At 66.8% G+C, this 14,362-nt stretch carries 8 protein-coding genes; 5 read left to right on the plus strand and 3 right to left on the minus strand.

What is annotated here, in order from left to right; all coding sequences use genetic code 11:
- Positions 1-167 precede the first annotated feature (167 nt).
- From BMY74_RS40730 to BMY74_RS40740, 3 genes are all read right to left on the minus strand, one after another.
- Positions 168-2,510 (minus strand): hypothetical protein, encoded by a 2,343-nt coding sequence (locus BMY74_RS40730; protein ID WP_089926719.1) that lies wholly within the window; start codon positions 2,508-2,510, stop codon positions 168-170.
- A 513-nt stretch (positions 2,511-3,023) separates the two neighbouring features.
- Positions 3,024-6,467, minus strand: a complete 3,444-nt coding sequence (locus BMY74_RS40735) for an AAA family ATPase (protein ID WP_089926722.1) — start codon at positions 6,465-6,467, stop codon at positions 3,024-3,026.
- The gene (locus tag BMY74_RS40740) at positions 6,464-7,744 is read right to left on the minus strand and encodes a metallophosphoesterase family protein (RefSeq protein ID WP_089926726.1); all 1,281 of its coding nucleotides are present in this window, start codon (positions 7,742-7,744) and stop codon (positions 6,464-6,466) included. The genes BMY74_RS40735 and BMY74_RS40740 overlap by 4 nt, the downstream gene beginning before the upstream one ends.
- Positions 7,745-8,275: 531 nt before the next feature.
- Between BMY74_RS40740 and BMY74_RS40745 the strand changes: the two genes are divergently transcribed.
- The 5 genes from BMY74_RS40745 (at position 8,276) to BMY74_RS40765 (ending at position 14,285) form a co-directional block, all read left to right on the plus strand.
- Positions 8,276-10,276, plus strand: a complete 2,001-nt coding sequence (locus tag BMY74_RS40745) for a KAP family P-loop NTPase fold protein (protein ID WP_089926729.1) — start codon at positions 8,276-8,278, stop codon at positions 10,274-10,276.
- Positions 10,277-10,401: 125 nt separating this feature from the next.
- Complete coding sequence (locus BMY74_RS40750; protein ID WP_218159920.1) at positions 10,402-11,013, plus strand: hypothetical protein; 612 nt, start codon at positions 10,402-10,404, stop codon at positions 11,011-11,013.
- Positions 11,010-12,380: a Qat anti-phage system QueC-like protein QatC gene (gene qatC, locus BMY74_RS40755; RefSeq protein WP_089926735.1), complete on the plus strand. Its 1,371-nt coding sequence runs from the start codon at positions 11,010-11,012 to the stop codon at positions 12,378-12,380. Before BMY74_RS40750 ends, qatC begins: the two co-directional genes overlap by 4 nt.
- Positions 12,377-13,135 (plus strand): TatD family hydrolase, encoded by a 759-nt coding sequence (locus tag BMY74_RS40760; RefSeq protein WP_089926738.1) that lies wholly within the window; start codon positions 12,377-12,379, stop codon positions 13,133-13,135. Before qatC ends, BMY74_RS40760 begins: the two co-directional genes overlap by 4 nt.
- A gap of 46 nt (positions 13,136-13,181) precedes the next feature.
- A complete protein-coding gene (locus tag BMY74_RS40765; RefSeq protein ID WP_089926741.1) occupies positions 13,182-14,285 on the plus strand; it encodes an AbiJ-related protein in 1,104 nt (367 codons plus the stop codon).
- Positions 14,286-14,362: the final 77 nt, after the last annotated feature.

Raw genomic sequence — 14,362 nt, forward strand, 5'->3', positions numbered from 1 at the left:
TATCGCCGTAGTACGGCGAAAACGCTAGCACTGGGCGGTTCCTCGATCACGCTGCGGCGTAGCGGCCCACAGGTTCGGTCTAACGGGCTCGACCGGCTGTCTCTCGATACCGGTCGAGCCCGTTGGGCAGGAGCACTCGGCGGCCCCAAGTGGTCGTTCCGCTCAGCTCATGAACATGCGGCTGGGTGGTCCGCGACGTCAGGCCACGCGCTGATGCGGTCGAACGGCACGTTATAGATCACCGGGTGCGCACGGGCCAAGCACAGGTACGTGCCACCGTCCGCAATGGACGAGATCTTGCCGTCACCGTCGATGAACCACGAGCCGGTGCCCAACCAATCGGGCATTTTGAGGATGACGTTGTCGAGCACGTTCCCACCGTGCCGCACGCCGGTGTACGACCAAGCCGAACCGGCCGGGTCACACGTCAGCTCCAGATCGATCACCGGCGTCGTACCGCCGGGAAGGATCAACACGAACCTGTCGCCTTCCTGCGAAGGCTGGACGTCGTCCACCACGTACCGGCTCATCGCGAGACAGTTGAACAGGCCGTTGGTACCTATGTGGATCGCCCTGCTCGGTCGGCCACCGTTGACCGTTTCCACGAGGTAGGTGCGTCCGTCGCTGATCCTGGCGATGTAGGTGTGATCACCGGACGGGCCGTCGAAACGTCCTGCTGCCGGCGGCGGAGGCGGCGGCGACAACGTCCGCATCTGCACAGTCCGGCCCTGGCTCTGCCAAACGCCAGCAGCGGACAGGGCCAGGTCGACCGCGATGAACGCCTTGCCCAGGAACCTCGCGACCAGCCTTGCAGCACTCGCCAGCTTGGACTTGCGCAGGTCGTCTCCCGCATACCGTTCCGCGGCCCGTTCGAGAAGGTCGACGAGCGGTTCCGAAAGGCACTCGAGGAGCGCGCCGGCGAAGTCGGCCCCGGCCAGCAGGCCCAGCTCCGCTGAACACGCCACGTACAGCTTGCGGGCTCTGTCGAGATCATCGAGCGGGAGAAGATCGAGTGCCTCGTCGACGACGGAGACGACCTGCTGAGCGCTCACCCATCCGGAAGACCAGCCGATCGCGGCGGCAGCGTCCAGCACGGTGTCGCCACTGCCGACCGCCTTGCGAACGGTCAGTTTGCCGTTCGGCGGCAGGAAACCCTGCTCGATCGCGCTGTCCGCGAGCCAATTGCTGAGCACGCCCAGGTCGCCGCGGACGGCGGAGCGGTCAAACGTGCCTCCCTTGGGGACCGCCGGAAAGACGACGCCCGACGACAACAGCACGCTGCTCTTGTTCTCGAAGGTCCACTCCCCTGTCTCGCCGTTCATGTCCGCGACGCAGTCAAGCCCGCTCGTCGTGAACCCGGCCGTCCGCGCACGCACGTTCCGCACATCGCAGTTGGTGGCCGCGAGCGCCAATGTGCGCGCCATGGCGGTAGCCCACTGCACGGACAGCGCGCGGTCCGAGGTATCGCGAGCGGCGGAATCGGAACAGGCGAAGAGGCCGGTGCGGCCCGGATCGCCGCAACTGCCGGGAAGGTAGGTCGTGAAGGTGCTCAGGGACGACGCGGGCGCGGTCACCACGCGTCCCTCCGGCGTCATCGACTCCGCAGTGCCCTGGTTGAAGGAAGCCGACATGTCCCCGTCGCCGCGGTCGTGCGCCACAACGACATCGTCGATGCCTTCGGAATGGGGTGGCGCGGGCACACGTACCGCGACTTCGGGAGTCCACGGTCCGTGGATGTGGAAATCGGCGCTCGGCAACACACCGAGCTCACCCGGCAGGGGCTTCACCGTTGCCCATGCTCCGGTGTCCCCGGCCACGCGCCCCGGTGGCACGAAGAGGGCGTACTTCGGGTCCTCGGCGGAGACCACAGCGCCGTGCCGTCCAGATGCCCAGCGCCAACTCGTGCCGGAGAAGCGGAACGGCGCGGGGGTCACGCACACGGCGCGGTCGTCCACGAGCCGCTTCACCGCTGGTCGGGACACACCGGGCACTCGCGGAGCGACGATCTGCTCCAGGTTCTGCGGAAGTGGTCGCGCGGCGATCAGCCGTTCGATCGCAGGCCGGCCGAGGCCGGTGCGCGACGCGATCTGCTCCAGCGACGCGGACTGCAAGTCCACCGCGTCGCTGCCCGTCACGCATGCTAGAGGCGTCGGCGGCGGCAACTTGGTCGGTGTCGCGCACGCCCGCTCCACCAGTAACGTTTCCTTGGACGGGCCGATGCCCGGAACCGAGATCAGGTCGACCGTCCGGTGCCAAGGTCGGCCGCTCACCACGGCCGCGCCCGCCGGCTCCGCCAGATGCAGCGCGCGTTCGATCTCGCGCGGGGCCGCGGTGTTCACATCGATCTGCCCGACTTTGCAGTCCCTGAGCAGCGGTCGCATCGCCGCGACCGGGTCCGCGACGCCCTGTTGCGGGTTTTGCAGGTCGATGGACGACGTCGCGGGCTGCTGAGGACTCGGCTCCGCCTGGGCCGCCGAAGGGATCACGACGCTCGAGGCAACCACGACCACAGCAAGGAAAGTCCGCAACAGCAACGGGGACGATCCACGCCTTCGATTCATTGAAATCACTCCAGCTGCACACCCAAGCGCAGGAATGGCAGCATTGCCCGCGACATTGGGGTCACCGTGCCCACCGATAGCGGGGCAATTGCGTCCCCGCTCCTCATCGGGGTCTGATCAGACGATCGGAAGCCGCCAACCGGACGTTACCTCGACTTATTTTGTTCATCCTGATGCCGCAGTGCCATAACTTTTTCAGATAGCACGATGAGGTCCAGCCAGTGTCTGCACCTCGCACCACAGCACTGTCACTCCCGCCAACAGACTCCCCTCCCCTGCGAGGTCCTTCTTCGACCGACACCGTACGGCGGATCGGCAAGCAACCCTCGCGAAGTTCTCACAACGCTGAAGCCAACACTCACGGAGACGTGTTTGATGAGCAGGAGAACGAATTCGTTGCACCCTGGAATTCACGCCACGACCTGGGGCCGCGGAATGATCTTGATCACGGACTGACCGGCCTCACGCGGCGGGCAGTAGTTCGTGCACGGTCGCCCGGATGGCGGACGAGCGGGAGGCGATCTCGGCCACAGCGTCGTGGTGGGTGAACACCACGACCTGGAGTTCATTCGCGAGTTCGGCGAGGACCTCCAGACCGACCGGCGTTCGACGGTCGTCGAAGGTCATGAAAATGTCGTCGAGCAGCAGCGGCATGCCACAGTGGCGCGTGGTGTAGTCCTTCAGCGTGGCGAGGCGCAGGGCCAGGTACAGCTGGTCGCGTGCGCCCTCGTTGAGCTGGTCGACGCGGCGTGGCGAGCCGTGGAACGGGTGCGCGAGCAGAACAGGGACGTCACTGTCGTCGTAGGTGGCCTCGAGACGCGGGTACTCCTGCATAGTCAAGGTGGCGAACAACGTCTGGGCATGGTGCAACACGGAGTCCTGGTGCTCGGCGCGGTAGCGCTCCATCTCCCCGCGGAGCAGGTGTTCTGCCAGGTGCACGCGCAGATACTCCTCTGCGAACCCCTCCGCTGCGGCACGGCGTTCCGCAGCGTCCTGAGCCGCCTCGACGGCCACCGGTGCCTTGGTATCGTAGGCGTGCCGCTCAGCATTGCGGGTGCCCAGAAGCTGCGTCGCTTGGTCCTTGCGCTGTTGCCGCGAGTTGATCTCACTGTCCAAATTCGACAAGGTGAGCTCGATCTCGGCGACGTCCTTGTCTCCGATCATGCTTTCGAGCGCTTCGGTCTCCATGCCTGAGCTGGAGAGGTCCCTCGCGCACTGATCCAGCTGCTTGGCCAGATCGGCTCGCCGGTCTCCGCGGTTGAGCGCCTGCTCGAGCGCCACTTCGTCGGGCAGGTCGTGGCGGCGCAGCAGCTCGTCGAGCGCTGCGCGCGCTGACTCATCCGAAGCGGCGGCGGTGCCGTGCCGGCTCTCCGCGAGTTGCTGCTGCCCAAGCAGCACCGTCCGAGTGTGAGCGAGCTCCTGCTGGGTGCGCAGGGCACTTACCAAACGGGTCAGTATCAGGGAAACGTCTGTCCCAGAGGGGAAGCCCGCATGGCTCGCAAACGTCAGCACCTGTACATCGAACTCCTCCGCGCGTGCGGTCAGCTGGTCGCGCTCCGCGACCAGTCTGGCGACCCTCGTGGCGAGGCGCTGGCAACGCTGGCGGTCTTCAACGAGTGCGAGGGCGTTGTGCGGGCCAGCAGCGCCGACTCCGGCCCTGGCGAGCGCCACGTCCCACTCCGACCGCCACGCGGCCAAGTCGTCCTCGGCCTTCTTAATACGCCGGGCGGTCTGAGTGATCCTCTTCTCCAGCCGTTGGCCGTCACGGCGCACGTCGCCGTTTTCGCGGGCAGCATCGTCGAGCGCGGTCAGCTGGGCATCCGCCAATGCCAGCAAACGGCTCAGCGGGGCGTCCGGATCCGTCTCGTGGCCGGTATCCGCGAGAACCCGCCGCAACAGCCGACTGCTCTCCGCGACCACAGTAGACAGTTCGGCAGCGTGAGTCTCTTGCTCGATGGCAGCGTTTGCGTGCTCTCGGGCCTGACTCAGGCGGGCGAGCACCTCAGTACCCTCGTGGACCTTGGGCGGCGCCGGCAGCGCAACTCCCGCCCAGTGTGCGCGCCACTCTTCGTCGAGGCTGGCGCGGTCATCGCTGCCGCATGCCTCCAATCTGGCCAGCTCGGCCGCGTCGTCGGCATCAGCGCACAGCGCCTGCTCGAGACTCGCACGCCGCGCCGCGCTATCGGCTTCCCGGCGCATGCGGTCGGCCATGTGGTCGGTTCGAGTCACGTGCTCTCGCACGACCGAGAGCCCGCTCGTAGGTTCGTCGGCGGCCAGGGCGTCGAGCCGGGTGTCGCGGTCGCCGCGCGCCGACGCCAGTTCGTCCTCGGTGGGTGGTGGGTCTCCGGCGAGGACACCGTCCAGCGCGAGTTTGTTCTTCTGTGTGCGCTTGCGGAGGCTCGCGCGACGCGTTGCCAGGTCTCGTTCACGGTCAGCGAGGCCGTCGAACTGCCGGACCAGGGAGGCGGTCGCGGTCTTGAGGGGTAACACCAGCTTTGCCACCTGCTCGACGTCCACATCGGGCAGCAGGTCCTCCAGCTCGCGCGTGACCTTCGCCCTGGTCTGCCGGTGCTGTGCACGGGCCTGCGTCACCTGTTTGTCCGACACTTCCCTGCCACGTACGTGGACGATCGCGGACCGCAGGTCTGTCGTGGCAGGCGGTTCGGGCGTCTCAGCAAGGCGGCGGTCGAGTTGTTCGCCCTCTTCGCGCAATGCCTCGGCCTCGCGGCGGGCTTCCGCCAGCTCCTCGCCGAGGTTGTGATGCTTCTCGGCTAACCGGGATACCTCGACCGGCACGTCGTCCGGAATGTCGGCCATGGCGGCATCCTCTTGGGACCAGTCCGGCACCCGTGCCAGCGCGAGGCGCAACTCCTGCTCGGCGGGTGCCAGGTCGAGGGTCAGCAGAGCCAGCCGGTCGCGAGCTTCCTGTTGCGAATGCGCTTGCCTCGCAAGAATCTCGATCTCGTCTGCGTGCTCCAGCACTCGGTGGTCGACGACCAACTCCCGCAACCTGTCGTTGATCCGGGTGAGCTCGTCGTCGGCGGACTTCATGGCCGCGGACGACTCGCGCAGAATCGTCCGGATCTTCCCCAGCTCGTCGCGGACCGCAGATGCCACCGCTGGACCTTCGTCCATGAGCTCACTCAATTCCTTCAGCAGTTGGCGTCTGCGCAGTAGGACGGGGCGCATCGCGCGGGCGGTGATCCACCGCTGCTGTGCAGGCCGCAATAGCAGCAGCTCCTGGTGTTCTCCGTCCACGGTCTCCTGCAACTGCTTGATCTCAGCGGTCAGGTCGGCCACCACCTGTGGTCGTACGACGCTGTCCCGCAGATGGTCGCGGCTGCGCTTGTACTCGTCCACCGCGCGGTTGAGATCGAGGTTGCGGCCGCGCGGCCGATAGATGGCGTCCTTGCGTCTTGCCAGCTCGGCAAGCAGCGCGGCCGGCCCGGCGAGGCCACGGGCGTGGTATAGCAGTTCGCCCAGGTGTCCCCTCCCAGCGGCGATCGCGGCGCCACCCTTGCGCAGCTCATCCTGGGTGAGCACGAAGGACGACATGTACTCGTCGCGGGTCAGTTCGCCGACGAGCGCGGTCATTTTGCCTTCGTCGACGAACTCGCCGTCCGGCGTCATCAGGGTGTTCTTGCGTCCCTTTCGGCGCACGATGTTCAGCGACACGCCCGACTCATCGACCAACTCGGCGCTCAGCCGCAGGCTCGTCGTCGGGAATGCGAAGGTGAAGTCGGACTGCCACGGCACGCCGTACAGCAGGTCGGGAACCGCGTTCACCACGGTCGATTTGCCCGCGCCGTTCGGGCCGCGCACCACATGCAGGCCGGGTTGGGCCAGGTCGAGGCGCTGGTGCTCGAAGATTCCGTAGCAGCTCAGCTCAAGAAACCCGAGCCTCACAGGCCTGCCTTCCGCTGGTCGGTGCCGTCCGTTCGGGTGGGATGAAGGTGCGCCAGCAGCTCGTCGAGTGCCTCTCCGAGCAGCCTGCGTCCGAGGCCGGGATCGTGCAGATCGACTTCACCGTCGCGGAACACCTGGAGCACACCAGTCGTCAGCCCGGCGTCGGTCAGCACCTCGCGCAGCCGGGCCGGGTCGTTCATCAGCTCGGTCGCAGCGGCGTGCAGTGCCTCACCGGTCGCGGACCCGAGGCTTGCGGCGAGCACTTCCCGTTCAGCGGTCACCGGGCGCACCTTCTCCACCCAGACCTGGTCGAAGTCCCCGGAAAGCGACCGGATCTCCGCGTCGAGCGCGTCCCGCTCCCGCCAGGCCAGCGACTGTGTCGCCGCGTCCGCCTCCAGCTCGACCCGACAGGCCATGAGACGCTCGCCGGCCTCCTCGCTGGCATTGCGCAGGGCGGCACCAACGCGATCGCACACGTCGTGTCTGTCTCGACATCCGCTGATCGGCACCTTCACCCGTGTCCAGCGCACGACGTCGAGCGCGACCGGCCGGACCGAGCTGACGGTGGTGTCGGTGATCTCGACGATCACGCAGCCCTTCGGTCCGGTCTCGCGGACCGAGCGGCCTTGCAGATTGCCGGGGAACACGATGTGCGGCTCGCGTTCGACGACCTTGTGGGAGTGCACGTGGCCCAGCGCCCAGTACTGGTAGCCGAGTCCAGCCAGATCCGAAACTGTGCACGGCGCGTACGGGTCGTGCCCGTAGGCACCGTCGAGTGCGGTGTGGAGCATCCCGATGTTGAACATCCCACCGGCCGCCTCGGGGTACGCCGCGGCCAGGTTCTCCATCACCCGCCGTTGCGCGAAACCCTGGCCGTGCACGGAGATGCCGAGGTCTTCGCGGTGCACCGACTCCGGCCGAGCCGTGGACAACTCGCGGGTGTTCGACGGCAGCTCGAGCGTACGGGTGATGTGGCTTTCGGCGTCGTGGTTGCCACGCAACAGGAAGACAGGGATGTCAGCCTCGCGCAGGCGCCGCAGTCCTTTCACGAAGAACATTCCAGAGGAGTAGTCGCGCCACTCTCCGTCGAAGAGATCGCCGGCCAGCAGCACGGCGATGACCTGCTCCTCGATCGCGAGATCGACCATCGCCTCGAACGCTCGACGCGTCGCTCCGCGAATGTCCTCGGCGGGCGCGTTCTCGTAAGCGGACAGCCCGAGCAGCGGGCTGTCGAGGTGGAGATCAGCGGCGTGGAGCAGCCTTCTCGTTGACGTCATGGACACTTCTCCGCTCTGCCGGTCAACGCATCAGGCCGGCTGGACAAGCACTAACAGCGACCACCGACAAAATCGGCTCCATACAAGAGCTATCCGGCGAATAGTCACTCGAAGGAGTGACGCAGTAGGCTTTTCGCGTCCGATGCCGCTGTGAACCACGCCTGATGATCGAGCAATCCAGGCCAAACGTTACTGAGTTCGTTGCCAACGCAGATGGCGACTCCAGGCACGAATTCGGGACAGACCCGCGCGGCGCCGAGCACTCAGCTTGGTCGATGACGAAGCAGCTCTCTGGGCGAAGGCTCTTGAGCCGAAGCGAGCGCAGTCGCCGACAAGTGGCCGCCAACCCGCACCATGATCGCACCTGCTGATCACGCTTCCGTAACTGACGGTAACAGTACGTGGTCCGTCGCGACACGTCTGTCAAATGACCATCGAGGCTGATCGCCGATCTATCCTCGATGTCCGCCTTCGGCCGCGGCCACCGAGGGGCGGATACGTCAAAGTTGCCGTGTCGGACGGAGCAGGGCGATGTGGGCGGACAACGAGACCGAGGTCGATCTCCTCGGCTTCGACTTCCTGGTGGACACCCTGTTCGTGGCGCTCACCGAGCCGCGGCTGCTCCCACTGACGGTCGGCCTGCTTGGGGACTGGGGCTCCGGGAAGAGCAGTCTGATGCGGATCACCCGACAGGAGCTGCTCAAAATCCGGGACGGCGAGGATTCGCGATCCCGGTACGTGTGCGTCGAGTTCAGCCCCTGGCAGTACGAGGACTACGACGACGTCAAGGTCGCCTTGATGACGACCGTGCTCGACGCGGTCGACGCACGAGCCGATCCTGATCAGCAGGAGCAGGTGACCAGGCTCCGCAGGTTCACCCAGGGCCTCGGCCGGTGGGGGCGCAGGGGCGGTCGGGTCGCTGTGGCTACTGCCCAGGCCGCGGCTCCTCTCGCGCTTCTGGCGGTGGATCCGAGCATGGCTCCGCAGGTCTTGGATGTGACGAAGGCAGGAGTGAACGCGGCGGCGGGCGAGGCGAACAAGCTGCTCGAAGACCCCAAGGCCAAGCAGACGCTCTCGGGCAACGGCACGGCTGAGGCGATCACGGACGCTGGGCGGTTCCGGGCGGAGTTCGCGAAGGTCGTCACGACGTTGGAAGACGTGGACGCCGTGGTGGTGTTCATCGACGACCTCGACCGGTGCCTGCCTGAGACCGTGGTGGACACCTTCGAGGCGATCCGGCTCTTCCTCAACACGCCCAAGACCGCCTACGTCCTGGCAGCCAACCAGGCGGTCGTGGAGTCCGCGATCGACTCGCGCTACCCGCAGCTGCGGCGGCCAGACGGCGCCGGAATCGGTGCCGACTATCTGGAGAAGATGCTGCAGCTCAAGGTTGCCATCCCGCCGCTGTCCGCGCCGGAGGCCGACACCTACGTCAACCTGCTGCTGGCTGAACTGCGCCTCCACGACCAGCAGTTCGCCAAGGTCCTGGCCGAGACCCGCCGTCGCCGCGAAGCGGGCAACCTGCGCGTGGCGTTCAACGTCGGCGTGGCCGGGGCGATTCTCGGCGATGTACCGCCCGACCTGGTGCGCGACCTGAACTGGGCGGCGAGCATCGCCGAAGTACTCGGGGGTGGCCTGCGCGGGAATCCGAGACAGCTCAAGCGGTTCCTCAACAACCTGTTGCTCAAGCACCGCAGCGCGCAGCGTCGGAAGATCGCCCTCGACCTGCCGGTGCTGGCAAAGCTCATGGTCCTGGAGGAACAACACTTCAGCGACTTCCAGCGGTTGTTCGACTGGCAACTCGTCTCGCCCGGCCCGATCCCGGAGCTCGCGGCCGCGGAGTCCATCGCACGGGCCGGATCGACCGCGGCTGAACCGGACGACGAAGGGGAATCTTCGCACCCAGACGAGGGCGAGGCTTCAGGCGCCCGCCGATCACCCGCGGCCAAGCGGGGGCGGAGGGCCGCCCAACAGCCGCAGGTCGCCGAAGAGGTGCGGGCGTGGGCGGATAAAACGCACGTGCGGGCGTGGCTGCGGCTGGAGCCTCCGCTCGGCGAGGTGGACCTAGGGCCGTACTTCACCTATTCCCGCGACAAGCTCGCTTTCGGCGTCGCCGTCACGCGGTTGCTTCCACACCTGCAGGAGCTGCTCACCAGGGCGCAGACCGAGGTCGCCGGTGTGCGGCGGCTCGCTTGTGATGAGATCGGAAAGCTGCCTGACGACGAGCGTGTCCAACTCGTGGAGGCGTTGGTGGAGGTGTTGGCGCGTCGACCGGGCGGTCCGGCCTTCCTCGCCGCGATTGAGCTCGCCGAGCGGGCGCCCGACACTCTGTCGGCCATCTGCGACGCCTTGATGAGGATTCCACCCGAGGCGGTCCCGCGTGGGCAGGCCGGCAGCGCTGTCCTCCGCCTCCCAGCTGACAACCCGATGGTGTCTACTTTGCTGGACCGGTGGGAAAACAGCGACGCCCCCGGTCTGAAGGGCGTGATCAGCACCGCGCGTCAAGCTCAACGACGCGGCGGCCGGCGCTGATGGGTACCTCGGCTGATCGGACCGCGGGCAGCGGCGGAGCGTGGACTCCACTCAAACACGCGACCGCGTCCTACGTGCGCGGGCTCAACTCCGGATCTCAGAGCACCCGCACGTACGCCCAGCGGGTGCTCGCCCGCCACGTTCCCGTGTTAGGAGGAGCCGGCGGTGCTGCGGCCGGCGCCCGTGCCGGACGAAGCGGCGTCCAGCGCCTCGGCGCCTTGCTCGCTGGAGTCGGCGGAACCGGGCTTGAGAACACGCTGACCTCGCTGGGACTGGCCACTCTCGTCGGCCGAACCCGATTCGACGTGCTCGACGAGCTGATTACCTTCATCGCCGGAGACGGCGATGACCTGGACTCCCAAGCCGCCCGCGACGCCGCGTGCGACGTGCTGGACGAGGTCTTCGGCGACGCCGATACGTGGACCGAGTTGACCGACACCGCCGAGATGACCGTCTCGCGGGAGAACCTGCCCACCCTGCTGGAAACCTTCCTCGCCCAGTACGTCTACAACCGGGTTCCCGTCATCGCCGAACGCCTAAGCCGCATCACCGACCCGCACGCCGTGCGCCAAGCCGACGAGGAAATGCGCCAAATCATCCAAGTCCTGGTTTCGCTACGCATCCCCGACGACCCATTCACAGTCGACTGGGCCGGTCCGGAGGGACGTCAGATCGCCGAGGACACCGTCCGCATGACTTACGAGGCCCTGCAGGGGCTGGACGGAGACGCGCAGTGACCAAGTACCTGGTGCGCACGGATCTCATCGACCCGGTAACCGAATCCGACGATGTCCGGCTGTTGGATTGGGCGCCTGGCCGGATTGCGGCCACAATCCAAACCGGCGACGCCGGCCCTGAGTTCTTCACGGGCTGGCGACCGCCGCGTGCCGCCGCCGACCTCCTGCTGCTGGGCGCGGCCGTGTACTGCGCCGACAAGACCACCCGACGACGCGGCACGCCGGACTCCTGGACCAGGGACATCACCCTCAAGCTCCCCGTCGAGGCCACCGCCGCTTGGCGAAACGCCAATTTCGACGCCGCACTGCGGTTTCTGACCGGCGACCACTGGGAGATCCAGCCCTACGACTCCAGCCGGCACCCCCTCGCCGTTGTGTCCGGCGTCCCGCTTGACGAGCGGCCGGTCGGGCTCGCCGTCGACGGCGTGTGCCTGTTCTCAGGCGGCCTCGACTCACTGTGCGGCGTCATCAATCTCCTCGAGGAAGACCCCGAACGACGGCTCTGCCTGCTGTCCCACCACGAAGGCGGACAAGCATCCACTGCGCAACAACTTCTGCTCGACGAACTCAACGACCACTACGGCACCGAACGCATCCGCTCCCGGCGCCTCTACCTGCGTCCCGCACCCCCGAATAACCACCAAGCCCGATCTCTGCCCCGGCCACGCGAGAACACCACCCGGTCCCGGTCCCTGCTCTTCCTGTCCGCTGCCTTGGCCCTCGCCGCCGCCGAAGGACCGGACGTGCCGGTTTTCTTGCCCGAAAACGGCTTCATCGGGATCAATGTGCCACTCACCCGAGCCCGTGTCGGCAGCGCGAGCACCCGCACGACACACCCGCACTTCATGCACCTACTCGCCACGGCCAGCGCCGCAATTGGCGTGTCGAACCGCGTGATCAACCCGTACCGCCTGCGCACCAAAGGCGAGATGCTCGCCGAGTCCCGCAACGCCCCTCTTCTGCGGCGCCTGGCCTCGCTGAGCGTCTCCTGCTCCCACCCCGAGACCGCCCGCTACGTCGGCCGCAAACAAGGCAACTGCGGATACTGCTTCCCCTGCCTGATCCGCCGCGCCTCACTGGCACACGTCGGATGGGACGACGACGAGTACGCGTACAACGTGTTCGCCGAGGACGACTCCACAATCCTCCTCAACCGCCGCAGTCACCGCGGAGCCGACCTGCGAGCCGTGATCGCCGGAGCGTTCGCGGATCGACCAGACCGCGACGTCCTGCGCAACGGTCCGCTTCCGCAAGGCGAACGCGCTGCCTTCACCGGGGTTTGGCGACGTGGGCTCGCCGAGCTCCGCACCTGGCTCACCAGTGGAGCCCGCGGCCCACTGGCCGAGCTGGTGGAGTCTCGATCATGACCACCACGGTGCTGACCGACACCCACTGCCACATCGACGCCTACGACAACCCACTCGCCGTACTGGATGGCGCCCGCGCCGCAGGCGTTCACGTGATCGCGGTGACTGAGGACCCTGGTAAGTACCGCCTGCTGCGCACCCGCCTCGGCCGACGCAAAGGCGTCGATGTCGCACTGGGCTTTCACCCTCTTCGCGCAGGAGCAGCATCCCCTCACGATCTAGCTCGATTTCTCCGGCTCGTGCCGCAGGCCGCGTGGATCGGCGAGATCGGACTCGACTTCTCTCGCGCCGGAGTCGCTACCCGCAAGCAACAGCTTCGCGTGTTCGAGGCCATCTTGGCCGACCCCCAGCTACGAACTCGACCTGTCACCGTCCACAGCCGGGGCGCCGAGCGGGAGACCATCACCCGACTCGCACAAGCGCACGTGCAGGCAATCCTGCACTGGTACACCGGGCCGCTGGCCGCCGTGGACGATGCACTCAACGCAGGGCTCTGGTTCTCGATCAACCCAGCGATGGTCCGGTCGAAGAAAGCCATGCCGCTGCTCCAACGACTCCCTCCAGAACGCGTCCTACTCGAAACCGATGGCCCCTTCGCCCGCTCCGGAAGCCGCTCAGCCGTTCCTGCCGATCTGCTCGGAACACTCGATCACCTGGCACAGCTCTGGGCCATGACGACCAGTGAAGCGCGGAATACGGTCGCGGACAACGAACACCGACTTCGCTGTACCGCCAGCGAGCCGCCACCAGCCTGACGACCTGTTCACCGCCTGCAGCCGATGTCCAGGAGGCACCATCGCCATGGCAAGCCACATCACCGAGGTCACCTGGCGGCGCCTCATCGAGGGTCTCGCCACCACGGCCTGGTACGGCGTGCTCGACGAAGTCGAGTTCCTTGGGCGCCTCTACGACCTCAGCACGCTGCCCACCACCGATTCCCGGTCCAAGCAGTTCCCCACGGCACGCGAGGACATCATCCAGCACTGCATCGCCAACCTGGACTGGCCCGACGACTGGATCTTCTACGACGAGCGATTCGGCCTGGCGGAAAACGACGACGCGCTCCTGCGATTCCTGGCCGAAATGCTGCACCCAGCGGTCCGGACGAACCTGGCCGAAGTCGAGCGGCTACACGACTTCCTCAACCAGACGCTGGTTCACGACGGCTACGAGATCGTCCAGATCGACGCCATCAGCGGCGCACCCGTGTTCGCCGGCCGCAGGATCGGCGCTGGTGTGCCTGGCTCGATGAAGAATCTGATCTTCGCCGCAGACGGTCCCAAGCCGGAGATCGTGTTCAGCGATGCGCTCAACAACGACGTCCGGGTAGTCAAGAACGAACAGTTCTGCCTCGTCTACGACCGACCGTTGGCGGCACACGGACTTACGTGGGCCGACCTGACCAACTGGTGGGCCGAGCGCGAAGGGCTCACAGGAGCACCTCCACGCGAAATCTCGCTCAACCTGTACCGGCGACTCGACCGATCGCTGGGCGACAACGACGCCGAACGACGAGTACTGCGCGCGTACGCCGATCGCTACGTCCGGGTCGGCGACGGCATCCCGGCGCTGCTCCCGCAGGTCTACCTGCACTACGACCCGTACACCCGAGCCCACCACGCTCCCGGTTCCTCCCCGTTGCCCCGCCAGCGGATGGACTTCCTCCTGCTCCTACCGCAGCGAATCCGCATCGTGATCGAGTGCGACGGCAGACAGCACTACGCCGACGAAGCCGGACGCGCCGACTCCCAGCGATACGCCGAGATTGTCGCCGAGGACCGCGAACTACGGCTGCGCGGCTACGAGGTGTACCGCTTCGGCGGCGCCGAACTCACAGACAGCCCTGCCACCAGCAGGCGGCTTGCGTCCTTTTTCGACCGGCTCGCCGAACGCTACTCCACCTGACCGTAGTGCTTGCTCGACCCGAAGTGTTCACGACGCGTCGAGCGATCTGCGTCAGGCCGCCACTGCCTCAGCCGCTG

The sequence above is a fragment of the Lentzea albida genome (genome assembly GCF_900111005.1).
Lineage (GTDB): Bacteria > Actinomycetota > Actinomycetes > Mycobacteriales > Pseudonocardiaceae > Lentzea > Lentzea albida.